We start from the raw sequence: 13,517 nt of genomic DNA on the forward strand, positions 1-13,517 counted from the left end.
GCAGCAGCACGGCTGCCGCCAGATTGACTCGTTGCTCATCGCTCGCAAGCAGAAATTCCGTCCCGACTCGATTCGACTGCGCGCAGTGCGACTTTGAGTGGCATTTATTCTTGATTTAGCTTTAACGCTCGCGCGACGAGTTTAATAACATCATCATCAGGCGCAATGTCCAAGGGAAACCCCGAGACATTCAAAATTTGACTCTTGAGCGTGACTCGGAGCTTGTCGTCAGCAATGGTGAGATCAAACAATTTCGACATATCGCCGACCATGCTTTTCGCAAGAGCGTTCAAGGAATCGGATGGAGCACCACTCTTCACTCGGGCTAGTGCAGGTGCAGCTACGGCCAGTAAAGCATCCTGAAGAGATTCAGCTTCGACAATACGTTCAGCTCTAGCCGCGATACGAAGACAACGAACTACATCGGCATAGCGTCTTTCAAGCAGGACGGTGGAGGCGTTTACAAACTGAGCCGCTTCAGCCGCCGCCGAAGCAGGCTTGTCTGCAATCAAGTTTGAGGCCAAATTCTCATAGTACGACTCGATCGTACCTCGGCGAAGAAAAAAGCAACCTTGGGATTCCAAAAGATCCAATAGAAAATCAAACCTGCGTTTGACCGTATCCCACCTGTGTTGCGTACTTATACCAGCCAGTTCGACTTCTGCGAGTGTGAATAGTGTCGCAAACGCCGCCCTGCGTTTCGCTTGAGGCGAGCTAGCGTCAGATAAATCGCGTGAAATCCAATAAAGATGACGTTCTGCATGCGGGGCAATATCTGGCCAGTGGTCTTGGACCAAATCGCAGAACGCACTGTAAACTGATCTGCAAAGCTCAATTGCACTCCCACTGCCCGCGTGGGCGGCACGAGTGTTCGCATCGTCGCTTGTTAGAAATGTGTTTGCGAGTTCTACTCCATCAGCAATGCCGTCGGCATCAGCTAACACCAACGGCGTTTTGCCTGTCATGCGCAGGAGCTTAACTACGATGGGGAACTGACCTTTGCCAATGACTGGGAGGAGTTGCGAGCCGCCGGCCTCAATATGAATTTCAAGTTTGTTCGCAAGACCGCCGCAGATAATCGAATCAGACGGCCCTTCAACGAGTAACGGAGATTTGGCGAAAAAAGCGAGCTTATGTTCTTGACCCATTCTTGCTATCAGAGCAGCAAGTTTTGTGCTTTTTAATTCTTCAGCGTCAGCGCGGACCTGAATGGGTTCTTGATTCAGATCATAACAAAAAACAAGTCGCGAGATGTCATTCGGTGAGTCAATGCGCAAAAACTCAGTCGAATGGGTTCCGATAACTACTAATTTTTTATTGGTTGACGCAGCGGGCTCTCCTGCGACCCCAAGTATTTCTTTCAACAAGAAGGCCTGCAACTGCGGGTGCAAGGAAACTTCAGGTTCATCGATCAGCACTGCTCCAACCTCATCGTCGTAAAGTGCCGTCAAAAGTCCGGCTAAATGAAGTAATCCAGAGGCTTCTCTGGCAGACGAGTACGAAGAGGAGTTCGCGACGGTTCTCGAGAATTCAATTTTTAAGCTGCCCCCATCCCAAAGAATTGCAATATCTCGCGAAAAAAGCTTGCGAAGACGCTCCCTGATTTTTATGAGAATGTCGGGGCGAACTGCAAGGGTTTGAAAGTCCCCTTGCAATGTCTCGTAGTTGTGTCGACGGGCGGTATCTTGCAAGCTTCCGTAGTTCGCCTGCTGGTAAAGAGGGCTGTTGCCTCTATAACCGTCGTAATCGGAGCGAAACTGCTCGAATAAGCCAACTCGACCCGCAGACAAAAATCGCGCTCGCTTGCCCGCGCAATGCTGCACTAGCGCATCTTTCAGGCCTCGCATTAGATGGGTTTTGCCCGAACCATTTGGGCCTAAAACTACCGTTAATCCGCTGTGTAGCGTGACGGATCTAGTTATTAATTGACTTTCAAGTTGAATGGAAGCATTAACAGTTAGCGGGAAAGACATTGAATCTCCAATCTGTCATTCTTCAACCTACGCGACTATTTCGCCCAGTTTTCTGAATGCCGGGTTCCCGAACTCTAGTGAGGCAATAATTATCGAATTTGTCGGTTCCGGCATAGCTCTTTCAAGGCTGGGAAGAGCCACGAAGCGCGGCAGCAAGAACATTTTCTTACGAATTTTCAACTCGCGAACGAGGGGCTTTCCCGCGCTTCGAAGCGGTTAAGAGAAGCGGAAGCGTGGGGTGACAAAGATCTATCGGCAGCCTCTGATCGTGTGGACTCAGCTGCTACACGACGTTCTACGAATCCAGTAGTTGCGGGGTGGCATGAAGGGCTCCCGAACGACTCACGAGCGCGGCCGGCGCGTGATCATGGTATTTCCGGTGGCATCGTTAAGTTAGGTGGCTGTCATAACGGAAATGTCGTTTTCACTCTCCGTCAGAACCCCTGGCAGCTCAACTTCTGCGTGCGTGCCTCTTCGTAAGCGCTGTGGGCTTGTTTAGCACCGCCTGATTTTTCCTGCGTAGCGAACCTCCTTCAGACGTCGGCGCATTCGTAGTAACGATCCCTTCGAAAAGCACAGGCAACGTCGTCCCCAAGCTGTAGCAGAGGGTTGCCAGCGTCATCACCGAGGGATTGATGTGACCGCCTTCAAGTTTGGAGATCCGAGACCGCTCAACTTCCGCGTCGTAGGCCAGGGCCACTTGGGTCTTACCAGCGGCAAGTCTCAGCTTCTTCAGGTTCGCCCCTAGCGCCAGCGTTATCTCATTGGGCAAGGTTCCGGTAGCGGGTGCTGGCGGGGGAGTGGCTCTTCGACTGGCATTTTTCATCGCTGTCGAGCGTGAAGAAATGTGCATGTCAAGGAAACGTCTTAAACGACACATACACAAAAATGTGTTCTTTAAGACATGCTCAAGAGATCACTGTCCGAGTTCGTCAGGCAGCGACTTTGAAGGCCCTTTCTTGAAACTCATCACCCCCGAGTTGCGCCAGGTATTGCTCGCCAACGGCAGGGCGTCGCGCAGCAACCCTCGCTTCGATCCGCATCCGGTGGTCAAGTGGCTCAACCCGCGCGGCGCTGCCAGGTGGCTCATCACTGAACTGAACCCCGACGACGCAGACACCGCCTATGGCCTGTGCGACCTCGGCATGGGCACGCCCGCGCCGGGCCATGTTTCCGCGCGGGGGCTGATGTCGATCCGGCTGCTGGGCGGCACGCTGGGCATCGAGCGCGACCTGTACTGGAAGGCAAACAAGCCGTTGAGCGAATACGCGCGGTTGGCGCGGCGCGCCGGGCGCATCGTCGACTGACTGAGCCTTTGTGCCCTCCGCACGTGGCGCCGCGCGGCCACAGGGCTTGCTCGAATCTTGAAAGGTGACAGCGGTCGGCATCGAGGCGTTTTTTCCCTGAGCGGATCTTTGTTCCCTTGCCTCTACCGGCGCCGGCCGCTGTCGGAAGGCAGTGTGCGTGCTGTGGGCGAAGTCAACGTGAAGTCCGTGCGAGAGTTCCGTGAAGTGATACTCGCCGTCTTGCCATGGGCCACTTCGGGGCCAGTCCTGCTGCCGCTACATGGCGCGGAACAGGTGCCCGAATGCACGGCTGACCTTGAGCGATCGCTGGAGGCCGCGCACGCACAGGCTGTAGCGCCCGTTCTCGTCGCGGGTGGCGCTCAAGATGCAGTGGGTGTTGACGAGCACGCCGCGATGCACCTGCGTGAAATCGGCAGCGTCGATCCGCGACACCAGATCGCGCAGGCTCATGCGCACCAGCGCCTCGCCTTGGGCCGTGACAACATTCACGTACTTCTCGGCGGCTTCCAGGCAGATCACCTCCGAGACGGGGATCATGCGCACGGTGTTGCCCACGCCGGCCCGAATGACCTTGATCTTCTCAGGCGCGTCGGCCGCATCCGTGATCGACTGAACGCGCTGCATCAGCGCCGCCATGCCGCCGGCAGGCGGTGTCCGGGCGCGCTCATGCAATCTTTGCTTCAGCCGTTGCACGCAGACCTGCAAGCGCTCGAGCGTCGCCGGCTTGAGCATGTAGTCCATTGCCGCGTGCTCGAATGCCGAGATCGCAAAATTGTCATACGCGGTAATGAAGACGAAGAGCGGTTCGGCCTTGCCGTCAGGCCACTCGTCAGCGACGGCCTCAGCGACTTCCAGGCCCGTTTTGCCCGGCATCTTGATGTCCAGGAACATCACGTCGGGCGCCAGGGTCTGGGCCAGTTCGATCGCCTTCAGCCCGTCTTCGGCAACGCCTGCAATCTTCAGCTCGGGCCAGGCTTCGAACAACAACCGCTGCAGCGTTCTCGACAGCACCGGTTCATCTTCGGCAATCACGGCGCGCAACGCGTTCACGATGGAATCCTCACGACCGCGCGAACGCCGCATGGCGCTCGGGCTTGCAGAGTCAAAGATGCTTGCGAGCCGTATAGGGCTTGGAGGCGGTCACGCACATTCGCCAGTCCGGAGCCGCAAACCTCACCCGCATCGTCGCCGCTCCAAGCGGGCTGTTGCTGCGGCAAGCCCAGGCCGGAATCGTCCACCGTGACTTCAATGCCTTCCGCGACCGACCGTGCCAGCACTTCGATGCTCCCTGCGCCCAGCTTCGGTTCCAGGCCGTGCTTGATGGCGTTCTCGACCAGCGGCTGCAACAGCATCGGCGGAATGGCGATTTGCTCCAGTTCGGCGGGCAAGTCGAGGCTATAGGCCAGCCTGGGGCCCATGCGCAGGCACATGATTTCGAGGTATGCCCTCAACTGGGCAAACTCCGACTGCAGCGTCGTCACTTCGTCGCGCGACGCTGCATGCGTGCTGCGCAGATAAACGATCAGCTGGTCGATCATGCGCTGGGCCTGCCGCGGGTCCTCGTCGACGAGCGAGCGCAGATTTGCCAGCGTGTTGAACAACATATGGGGCTCGAGCTGCGCACGCAGCAGCCGCAGTTCCGATTCAGTGGCAAGGCGTTGGGCATCCGATCGCGCGATCGCCTCTTTGGCAAGCTGGTCACGCGCCGCGGCGGCGTAAAGGACGAACGCCGCCAGCACCAGGCCGAATGCGAAAGCCACCATGTAGTCGCTTTCATGACCCACGACGCGGCTAATCGGCTCGCCCAGGATCAGGAGCGCCATCAGGTGCCCACCGAAGTACCCCGCCGGAATGGCAATTGCGCCGGTGAGAAGCCAACGGGGCAACGCCTGCATTCGCAGCAACCGTTTCGAGCGGCCAAGCACCGCGATGCACGCGATGAACACCATGCCGACACATTCGACGAAGACGAACAGGCGAGCCAGCGTCCCAAGTGCGGGAGCGGCCCAGAAGAGCAGCCCGGCCGCCACCGCGCACAGCAAGAATGAGCCGGCCGTCAGCCGCGCCGCGCCAAGCCAGCGGGCCGGAATCAATGAATCAACGCTGGTCACGGGCGAAAGTCGGCTGCATCGCGGAACTGTAAAGGCTGGCACGCCGTGCCGCCACCGATCGAGGGGCCCTTGAGGCGAGTTTGTCCTCGAGCCGTCGTTTTGGGGGACCGAACGGCAACCGCTCGATGCCGCCTTATGACCGTTGGCGCCCTCAACCGGGCGTTTGGGCGCCAAACCAGATGCGCCCGTGGCAGCGGCGGCCGACAGTGCGGGCCTCACCACTCGGGAGTTCCCATGCAACGATCTTCTCTTTCAAACACGCTGCTTTGCGCCGCGGCCGCAGTCTGTGCAGCCATCGTCACCACGAACGCGCAGGCCTTCGACGGCATCGTTGAAAAGCAGGTGTTCAACCTGCCCGCCTACACAACCGTGAACGGCCAGGTCATCAAGGGAGTGCGCATCGGCTACGAAACCTATGGCCGCCTGAATGCTGCGCGAGACAACGTGATCCTCATCAATCACTTCATCACCGGTACATCGCACGCGGCCGGCCGGTATGCGGCGGGCGACGCCGCGCCGGGTTACTGGGACACGATCATCGGCGCCGGCCTGCCGATCGACACCGAGCGGTTCTTCGTCGTCGCGACCGACGCATTGGCCAACCCCAATCGCGCGTCGGCCACCGTCATTAGTACCGGCCCGGCCAGCATCGACGCCGCCACGGGCAAACCGTATGGCATGCGCTTTCCGGTGCTGGCCGCGCGGGACACGGTAGAGGTGCAGAAGGCGCTGCTCGATTCATTGGGCGTTCGAACCCTCTACGCCGTGGCTGGCGCTTCGGCTGGGGCCTGGATGTCGGTGGAATGGGCCTCGGCCTACCCGGACCGCGTGCAGCGCCTGTTGTCCGTCGTGGGGCCTGGCGTCGACAGCCCGGCCTACGCCATCGCCAAGATGAGCTCGTGGGGCGCCGCCGTGAGGCTGGACCCGAACTGGGCCAACGGCGACTACCACGGCAAGGCCGAGCCGCTGGCCGGCATGACGCAGGCCATGCGGCAGGTCACGCTCGACGCCCTCAGCTTTGCCTGGGCCGACAAGGCATTCGGTCAGAAGTGGGCCGACCCGGGCAAGAACCCGGGCGATGCGACGGCAAACCAGTTTGCGGTCGATGCCACCCTGGAGAAGATCGGCGAAGCGCGCGCCAAGGGCATGGATGCCAACAGCTGGCTGTACACGCTGAAGGCCTTGCAGTTGCCCACCGCCAAACCAGACCGCATCAAGGCCAAGTCGCTGTTCGTGGGCATCAGCTCCGATCAGATCTTTCCACCGCTCCTGTCCAAACGGGCAGTGGAGACCCTCAAGGCGCAAGGCACCCCGGCAGAGTATGTCGAGTTGAACAGTCCCAACGGTCATGCCGATGCACTGGGCGCCACAGTCGGCCAGGCGGGGCCGGCGATTGCGTCATTCCTTGCAAAGTAGGCGCTCAGGCTTTTCCACCGTCTTATCCACCGCAGTGGTGGAGAGCTCCCCCTCTGTGAGGGGCGGTTTGGAGGGTGTTGCGGCGAAAAGTTGTACACATTTGGTATTACATATCGCTCATAACTAACCGTTGAGACGCGCGTGGGGCCTTTCTGCCGTTGCCGGCTTCATCACAATGCCCGGCATTGCCCCGCCGCGCCCTGACCACCCCACCCCATGAAGCTCGACTCCACCACCGTCCAACTCGTTCTTTGCATTGCCGAGGAAGGCAGCATCTCGCGGGCTGCCGACAAGCTGAGCCTGGCGGTGGCCGCCGCCTCCAAGCGCGTGACGGACCTGGAGGCGCAACTGGGCGCCAAGCTGTTCAAGCGGGTGCCCCACGGCGTGTTGATTACCGAGGCCGGCAGCCGGCTGATGGCGCACATCCGGCAGATCGACAACCTCATCGGCCGGCTCGAGGGCGATGCCCAGGTGCTGGGCCGCGGCCAGGATGGGCGCATCCTCATCGGCGCGCCCAAGGCGGCCATCATCCAGTTTCTTGCGAAGGACATCGCCCGCCTGCGCGACGCCTACCCGCAGATCACGCTGAAGATCATGGAAGAGAACAGCAAGATCGTGCAGCAGTTGCTGCGCGACAAGGTGATCGACGTCGGCATCTATGAGAAGAAGAGCGGGTTCCTCGACCTGCCGAAGTTCGACTACCGGCAGGATAGGCTGGTGCTCGTTTACAGCCGCAGGCATTTCCAGTTTGCGGCGGAAGGGCCGGTGGGCATCGACGACTTTCTGGACCTGCCGATCGTGAGCCTTGGCAAGGGCTCGGCGATCTTGTCCGCCTTGGAGGGGGCTTACCGCAGCCGAGGCCGATCGTTCCCCAACAACTTCTCGACCAGCGGTTTCGACACCATGCTGGCACTGGTGCGCCATGGCCTGGGTGTGGGCCTGATGCCGCCCGAGGTGCTGCGCAGCTTTCACCCCGAAGACGATTTGGGCTCGGCCGAAATCCAGGGCGACTGGCATCACCGCGCCTATGTGCTGTCTTGCGTGGAAGGCCATGCGCAGGAGCAGACGCTGCGCAACGTGGTGGACCAGCTGATCGGCAGCAAAGCCTAGAAAGAAAGCGGCCCTCCTGCGGCTGCGGCTTCGCGGATTGCGAAGCCAGGCATGCCTTTCACATTCTTGCGACGTCCTCTGCGCCACGGGAGAGTAGCGGCACTACTACGACAGAGACAAAGGACGCACGACATGATGAAACGCCGAGACTTCATTGCGGCCAGCGCCGGCGCGCTGGCCGCGCCCTGGGCCCTTTCGGCCACAGAGCTGCCCAAGGGCATCGTCAAGATCTACGTGGGCTGGGCGCCCGGCGGCGGCACCGATGTGTTTGCGCGCATCGTGGGGCAGAAGCTATCGGAGCTGTGGGGCCGTTCGGTGGTGGTCGAGAACAAGCCCGGCGCCACCGGCGCACTGGCCGCCGACTTTTTTGCGCGAACCCGGTTTACCGAAGGCGTGAACCTGCTGATGGCCCATGTCAACACGCATGCCATTTCGCCGCACATCTTCAAGAGCATCACCTACGACCCGCTGAAAGACTTCGCGCCCATTGCCATGGTCGGCGCCACGCCGCACATCCTGGTAACCAGCGCGAAGAATTCCACCGGCTCCATCAAGGAGGTGGTCGAGCAGTGCAAAAAGAGCCCGGGCAAGATCAGCTTCGGCTCATCCGGCACGGGGTCGGTGCAGCACCTGGCGGCGGCCATGTTCAACATGGCCGCCGACGTCAAGAGCATCCACGTGCCCTACAAGGGGTCGGGCCCGATGCAGACGGACCTGATCGGCGGGCAGATCGACTACAGCTTCGACACGATGACGGCGGCCACGGCCCAGGTCAAGGCCAAGCGCATGACGGGCATCGTGCAGACGCGCCTGCAGCGGGCCAAGGGCTTTCCGGAAATGCCGACCATGGACGAGCAGGGCTTCAAGGGCTTCGACGTCTCCAGCTGGTATGGCGTGGTCGGCCCCAAGGACATGTCCAGGGACCTGGCCGTGCAGATCAATGCCGACATCAACAAGGTGCTGGCGCTGCCGGATGTGGTTGCGCGCTTCGACGGCTATGGCGTGGAGGACGGCGGCGGTTCCGTCGACAAGTTCGCGGCCTTCATGGCTGCCGAGTTCAAGAAATGGGGCGATGTGGTGCGCACCGCCAAGGTCACCGAGGAGGGCTGAAAAAATGAACCAAGCGCGACAACTGCCGCTGCAGGGCATTCGGGTGCTGGACGTGAGCCAGGTCATGGCCGGGCCGTTCGCCTGCATGCTGCTGGCCGACCTGGGCGCCGACGTGATCAAGGTCGAGCCGCCGGGCGGCGACCAGACCCGCGGCGCCATGGGCTTCAAGATGAAGGGGCCTGACAGCATGGGCTTCTTGAACATGAACCGCAACAAGCGCTCGCTGACGCTGGACCTCAAGAACGAGGAAGACCGCGCATCGTTCTACAAGCTGGCGCAAACCGCCGACGTGATCGTCGAAAACTACCGCCCCGGCGCGGTGCAGCGCCTGGGCATCGATTACGAGTCGATCAAGAAGATCCACCCGAAGATCGTGTACGTCAGCATCTCGGGCTTCGGCCAGAGCGGCCCCTGGGCCGAGCGGCCGGGCTTCGACCTGATGGCGCAGGCCATGTCCGGCGTGATGAGCGTGACCGGCTACCCCGGCGAGAAGCCGGTGAAGGCCGGCGTGCCGGTGGCCGACATCGGCTGTGCGCTGTTTGCGACCTACGCACTGCTTGCGGCCTACATCGGCGCGCAGAAGTCGGGGGTGGGCCAGCACATCGACGCTTCGCTGTTCGACGCGGCCATGGCTTTCTCGGTCTGGGACATGTCGGAGTACTGGGGCACGGGCAAGCAGCCGACACCGCTGGGCACCAGCAACAAGATGAGCGCGCCCTACCAGGCGGTGAAGGCGCGCGACGGCTACTTTGTGATGGGCGCGACCAACCAGAAGCTCTGGACCCGGCTGTGCGAACTGCTGGAGCGGCCAGACCTCGCCGAGCACGCGGACTATGCCAGCGTGTCGCTGCGGCTGAAGAACCGCGAGGCGCTGATCGAGGCGCTCGAACGGGAGTTCGGCCAGCGGGACAGCGCCGATTGGATCGACGCCATGCTGGCCGCCGGCATCCCCGCCGGGCCCATCCTGTCGTATCCGGAGGCTTTCGAGGGCGAGCACGGCACGCACCGCCGCATGTGCATGGAGATCGACCATCCGATCGAAGGCAAGGTCAAGAACATCGGCTTTCCCGTCAAGCTGCTGGGCACGCCGCAGCAGGTGCGCCGGCACCCGCCATTGCTGGGCGAACACAACGAGGAAATCCTGGCCGAGATCAACGCGCCAGCCGGCGCAGCGGAGGCCTTGTGAGTTCAGCCGAATGCGTGCGGCTGGCAGTCCATGCATCGGGCGTGGCCGAGATCGTGATTAATCGCCCCGAACGCCACAACGCGATGACGCTGCAGATGTACGAGGCGCTGCTGGAGCACATCGGCGCGTGCGTGCGCAACCCGGCGGTGCGCAGCGTGCTGTTCAAGGGGGCGGGCGGCAAGTCATTCATCTCGGGCACGGACATTGGCCATTTCAAGGATTTCCAGGGCGGCCGCGACGGCATTGCCTACGAGGCCTTTGTGGAGCGCGTCATCGATGCGGTCGAGCGCATTGCCGTACCCACCGTGGCGGTGGTCGACGGCTGGGCCGTGGGCGGCGGGTTGGCCCTGGCCACGGCCTGTGATTTCCGGGTCTGCAGCGACGCATCGCGCTTCGGCGCACCGATTGCCAAGACGCTGTCCAACACCTTGTCGTCGCGCAACATCGCGCGGCTGCAGGCCGCGCTGGGCGTGCCGCGCGTCAAGCGCATGCTGCTGCTGGCCGACCACCTGACGGCGCAGGAAGCGCTGGCCTGCGGCTATGTGCATGCGGCCTGCACGCCGGGCGAACTGGACGCCGCGGCCCTTGCGCTGACAGGGCGGCTCATGGCACTGTCGCCGGTCACGCACAAGGCCGTGAAGGAGAGCATCCGCCGCATCGTCGTCGAGCAGCGGCTGGACGACGATGACCTGATCGAGGAGGTGTATGGCAGCCAGGCGTTTCGCGACGGGGTGGCCGCTTTCATCGGCCGTGCCTAGGTAGCGCAGGGCAGGCGTGCCCTGGTGGTTTCACGGCTGCTCGAACCGTATCTCAGCCACCGTGGGCGCGGTGGGCTCCCTGGTGTTGGCGTTTGCAATGGCGCCGTCCTTCTCGTACTTGAACCAGTAGCGGCAGCCGGTTCGGGCAACCATGGTCACGCACATGGCGCCGTCGGGGTTCAGAAACCATTTGCCTGAGGCGCGGCCGGGGCCGCTTCGGTTGACAAAGTCGACGCGGCCGTCGGCATAAAACTGCCAGCGAGAGATCATGCCGCTCGCAAGATTGCTCGAGACGATGGGCTTGCCGATCAAGGTGCTCTCGATCTCGGCTTTGCTGAGGTACAGGCGGTCTCGCGGCCCAGGGGGCTCGTCTGAAATGGCGGGCACGGCAGCAACGCAAACAAGCGTGCGAATGGCTAGGCGCGTGATGGACATGGCATGCCCCTTTTGACGTTGCCGGCAACGTCATTTGTTATTGGCAGCGCGATGAGGCCAAAGGTATTCAATGGCGTTACAGCGCATTAACCAAAAAGAACTACTCATCAGTGCCGCATCAGCGGCGCAGGCGGGCCTGAAAGGCGTGCTCTTTCCACAGGGCGGCTCGGCCAGGGCGGTGCGCATGGGCTGCATTGACACGACCTGTGCTCCGGTTGCGCCTCGGTAAACGGCCGAAGTGCGTGGGGGTGGCAATTTGCTGCTGCCCGGCTCTGGGCACTGCAAATCGCGGAAAAGCACTATGGCGCCGTACGCAACACCGCATGTATTGCCTTGTGTCGCAGGTATCACCGTTGTAAATGCACCGGTGTAGGGGCTTTGCCACGCCCAATCGTTTCAGGCGTTGTCGAAAACCGTCAGCTTCGCTCAGGTTGGTTACCGGATATGTTCCGCCTGCCCGCGGGCCGGTTTCGCGATGTGGAGCGCCAAACTTTCGGGGCCGGGGCTCGATCGAGCCCGTCGCCCGCGTCTTCATTGGGCGGTTTGAAGGCGCGCGGCCAGTGCATGCCGCATGAGGTCTTTCGTTGTCAACCCTGCCAGGCGCGGCAGCCCTGTAGGAGCTTTGCCCGACCAGACGAGCGGGAGCAATGTGAAGTTCGCACATCTTGTTGCGTACCGAAGCAGTGGTAAATCGCCTTTCGCCGTACCTTCTTATTGCACTGCAGCAATCCGGACCCAGCCCCCTCACACGTGGCTTCGGCTTCGTTGCGTTGCAGGCAAGTCCCTTTCATTCATGGATGTTGCGCCGGCTTTTTTCGGCGCACGCCTTCGCATCAAAGAGGTGGGGTATGCGTGTGTCGAAACTGCCTTCATTGGTTTTCTTGCCCGGCGGCCAGCGCCGCCAATCGGGCGCCTTTGTGCCCAAGCTGGCGGGCTATGTGCTGCTGGCTTTTGTGCTGTGGCTCATGGTCGCAACGCTGGTGCAGCCGCTGCTGTCTTCGCAGGCCACCCGCGCGGTGTTGCAGGCGCCGGTGGCGTTGATCACGTCGCCCATCAATGGCGTGGTCACGCAAATGGTGGTGCATTCGCGTGACACGGTGGAGCCCGGCACGGTGGTGGCCACGGTGCGCAACCCGACGGTCAGCCAGGAAATTCTCACCACGCTGCGTTCGCAGCACCTGGCGCTGCAAAGCCAGTTGGCGCAGCTGGGCAACCAGTTCAAGGCCGACAACCAGGAGATGAAGTCCGTCGGCCAGGAGGCCAACGTTCACCGCCAGGCCTCGGTGGCCCAAGCCTGGGAGGCCTGGCAGGTTGCGGGGCGCCAGCGCGATGCGGCGCACAGCATGGTCGAAGAGCAGGAAAACAAGGTCAAGACCAACCAGGCCTTGCTGGCGGAGGGCGCAATCAGCGAGCAGGTCATGAACGCATCCGTGGCGCAGCTGAACACGGCGCGTGCCACGGCCGCGGTGGCCGAGCAGACCTTTGCCGGGCAAGCCCAAACGGTGGCAAGCGCGGGGCAGGGCGCCTTTGTGGGCACCAGCGGCAACAACCTGTTCCAGACGCTGGCCAGCCGGCGCGAGGCGCTGCGCAACAGCGTGGGCCGGGCCCAGCAGGACGGCGCGGCCATTCTCCAGCAGCTCAAGCAGGTGATCCAGCTCGAAGACGAAGAGCGCCGCCGGGTCGAAAAGCTGTCTTCGTACGAGATCAAGGCCACGCAGGCGGGGCAGGTTCACTCGGTGCTGGCGCCTGAGGGTGCCTACGTGACGGCGGGCGCATCGCTGGTGCGGGTTACCGACTGCAGCCGGCTCGGCGTGGTGGCGGTGTTTCCGGCGCGGGTAGCCAAGCGGCTGGGCATCGGTTCGATGCTCGACGTGAAGATCGGCGAAAACTCCAAGGCGATGCCGGCACGGGTAGAGCAGTTGCTGCCGGTGGCTTCGGAAGAGCTGCAAAGCACCTACAGCGTGCCGTTCCCGTATGCGGAGCAGGGCTCCATCTACGCCGTGGCACGCATCGAAAGCAAAGAGGCACCGGCCGCACCGGCGGACGGTGGCAGCAACATGTGCGCGCCGGGCAAGGTGGTGACGGCCAGCCTTCAAAGATCTTGAGCGCAG

Annotated in this window: 12 protein-coding genes; 7 read left to right on the forward strand and 5 right to left on the reverse strand. The window is 61.8% G+C overall.

Annotation, left to right across the window (positions count from 1 at the left end; genetic code table 11):
• Window positions 1–104: 104 nt before the first annotated feature.
• Together QHG62_RS12990 and QHG62_RS12995 are read right to left on the reverse strand one after the other, a co-directional pair.
• Window positions 105–1,973 carry an ATP-dependent nuclease gene (locus QHG62_RS12990; RefSeq protein WP_281151238.1) on the reverse strand — a complete coding sequence of 623 codons (1,869 nt, stop codon included), beginning with the start codon at window positions 1,971–1,973 and terminating at the stop codon, window positions 105–107.
• A 451-nt stretch (window positions 1,974–2,424) separates the two neighbouring features.
• The gene (locus tag QHG62_RS12995; RefSeq protein WP_348638690.1) at window positions 2,425–2,853 is read right to left on the reverse strand and encodes a helix-turn-helix domain-containing protein; all 429 of its coding nucleotides are present in this window, start codon (window positions 2,851–2,853) and stop codon (window positions 2,425–2,427) included.
• Window positions 2,854–2,932: 79 nt separating this feature from the next.
• On the opposite strand from QHG62_RS12995, the gene QHG62_RS13000 reads away from it, so the two are divergent.
• On the forward strand, window positions 2,933–3,280 hold the full coding sequence (locus QHG62_RS13000) for a DUF2958 domain-containing protein (RefSeq protein ID WP_281151240.1): 348 nt from the start codon (window positions 2,933–2,935) through the stop codon (window positions 3,278–3,280).
• Window positions 3,281–3,535: 255 nt separating this feature from the next.
• On the opposite strand, the gene QHG62_RS13005 is transcribed toward QHG62_RS13000, so the two are convergent.
• Together QHG62_RS13005 and QHG62_RS13010 are read right to left on the reverse strand one after the other, a co-directional pair.
• Window positions 3,536–4,330: a LytR/AlgR family response regulator transcription factor gene (locus QHG62_RS13005; RefSeq protein ID WP_281151241.1), complete on the reverse strand. Its 795-nt coding sequence runs from the start codon at window positions 4,328–4,330 to the stop codon at window positions 3,536–3,538.
• The gene (locus QHG62_RS13010) at window positions 4,327–5,391 is read right to left on the reverse strand and encodes a sensor histidine kinase (RefSeq protein ID WP_281151242.1); all 1,065 of its coding nucleotides are present in this window, start codon (window positions 5,389–5,391) and stop codon (window positions 4,327–4,329) included. The genes QHG62_RS13005 and QHG62_RS13010 overlap by 4 nt, the downstream gene beginning before the upstream one ends.
• 234 nt (window positions 5,392–5,625) lie before the next feature.
• On the opposite strand from QHG62_RS13010, the gene QHG62_RS13015 reads away from it, so the two are divergent.
• The 5 genes from QHG62_RS13015 to QHG62_RS13035 all read left to right on the forward strand — a co-directional run bounded on the left by QHG62_RS13015 (window position 5,626) and on the right by QHG62_RS13035 (window position 10,971).
• Window positions 5,626–6,807 carry an alpha/beta fold hydrolase gene (locus QHG62_RS13015; RefSeq protein ID WP_281151243.1) on the forward strand — a complete coding sequence of 394 codons (1,182 nt, stop codon included), beginning with the start codon at window positions 5,626–5,628 and terminating at the stop codon, window positions 6,805–6,807.
• A gap of 216 nt (window positions 6,808–7,023) precedes the next feature.
• Window positions 7,024–7,917, forward strand: a complete 894-nt coding sequence (locus tag QHG62_RS13020) for a LysR family transcriptional regulator (RefSeq protein WP_281151245.1) — start codon at window positions 7,024–7,026, stop codon at window positions 7,915–7,917.
• Window positions 7,918–8,052: 135 nt separating this feature from the next.
• A complete protein-coding gene (locus QHG62_RS13025; RefSeq protein ID WP_281151617.1) occupies window positions 8,053–9,027 on the forward strand; it encodes a Bug family tripartite tricarboxylate transporter substrate binding protein in 975 nt (324 codons plus the stop codon).
• A gap of 4 nt (window positions 9,028–9,031) precedes the next feature.
• Window positions 9,032–10,213, forward strand: coding sequence for a CaiB/BaiF CoA transferase family protein (locus QHG62_RS13030; protein WP_281151246.1), 1,182 nt, complete (start codon window positions 9,032–9,034; stop codon window positions 10,211–10,213).
• On the forward strand, window positions 10,210–10,971 hold the full coding sequence (locus QHG62_RS13035) for an enoyl-CoA hydratase (RefSeq protein ID WP_281151247.1): 762 nt from the start codon (window positions 10,210–10,212) through the stop codon (window positions 10,969–10,971). Before QHG62_RS13030 ends, QHG62_RS13035 begins: the two co-directional genes overlap by 4 nt.
• A gap of 30 nt (window positions 10,972–11,001) precedes the next feature.
• Here the strand turns inward: QHG62_RS13035 and QHG62_RS13040 are convergent, their stop codons facing one another.
• The gene (locus QHG62_RS13040; RefSeq protein ID WP_281151248.1) at window positions 11,002–11,406 is read right to left on the reverse strand and encodes a hypothetical protein; all 405 of its coding nucleotides are present in this window, start codon (window positions 11,404–11,406) and stop codon (window positions 11,002–11,004) included.
• 848 nt (window positions 11,407–12,254) lie between these two features.
• Here QHG62_RS13040 and QHG62_RS13045 point away from each other — a divergent pair.
• Window positions 12,255–13,511, forward strand: coding sequence for an HlyD family efflux transporter periplasmic adaptor subunit (locus tag QHG62_RS13045; protein WP_281151249.1), 1,257 nt, complete (start codon window positions 12,255–12,257; stop codon window positions 13,509–13,511).
• Window positions 13,512–13,517 lie beyond the last annotated feature (6 nt).

Origin of the sequence: Variovorax paradoxus (genome assembly GCF_029919115.1) — a bacterium.
Classification (GTDB): Bacteria; Pseudomonadota; Gammaproteobacteria; order Burkholderiales; family Burkholderiaceae_C; genus Variovorax; species Variovorax paradoxus_O.

Coding starts and splice junctions, on each gene's coding strand:
- QHG62_RS12990 (WP_281151238.1), bottom strand. CDS start 1,973: ATGTCTTTCCCGCTAACTGTTAATGCTTCCATTCAACTTGAAAGTCAA.
- QHG62_RS12995 (WP_348638690.1), bottom strand. CDS start 2,853: ATGTGTCGTTTAAGACGTTTCCTTGACATGCACATTTCTTCACGCTCG.
- QHG62_RS13015 (WP_281151243.1), top strand. CDS start 5,626: ATGCAACGATCTTCTCTTTCAAACACGCTGCTTTGCGCCGCGGCCGCA.
- QHG62_RS13020 (WP_281151245.1), top strand. CDS start 7,024: ATGAAGCTCGACTCCACCACCGTCCAACTCGTTCTTTGCATTGCCGAG.
- QHG62_RS13025 (WP_281151617.1), top strand. CDS start 8,053: ATGAAACGCCGAGACTTCATTGCGGCCAGCGCCGGCGCGCTGGCCGCG.
- QHG62_RS13030 (WP_281151246.1), top strand. CDS start 9,032: ATGAACCAAGCGCGACAACTGCCGCTGCAGGGCATTCGGGTGCTGGAC.
- QHG62_RS13040 (WP_281151248.1), bottom strand. CDS start 11,406: ATGTCCATCACGCGCCTAGCCATTCGCACGCTTGTTTGCGTTGCTGCC.
- QHG62_RS13045 (WP_281151249.1), top strand. CDS start 12,255: ATGCGTGTGTCGAAACTGCCTTCATTGGTTTTCTTGCCCGGCGGCCAG.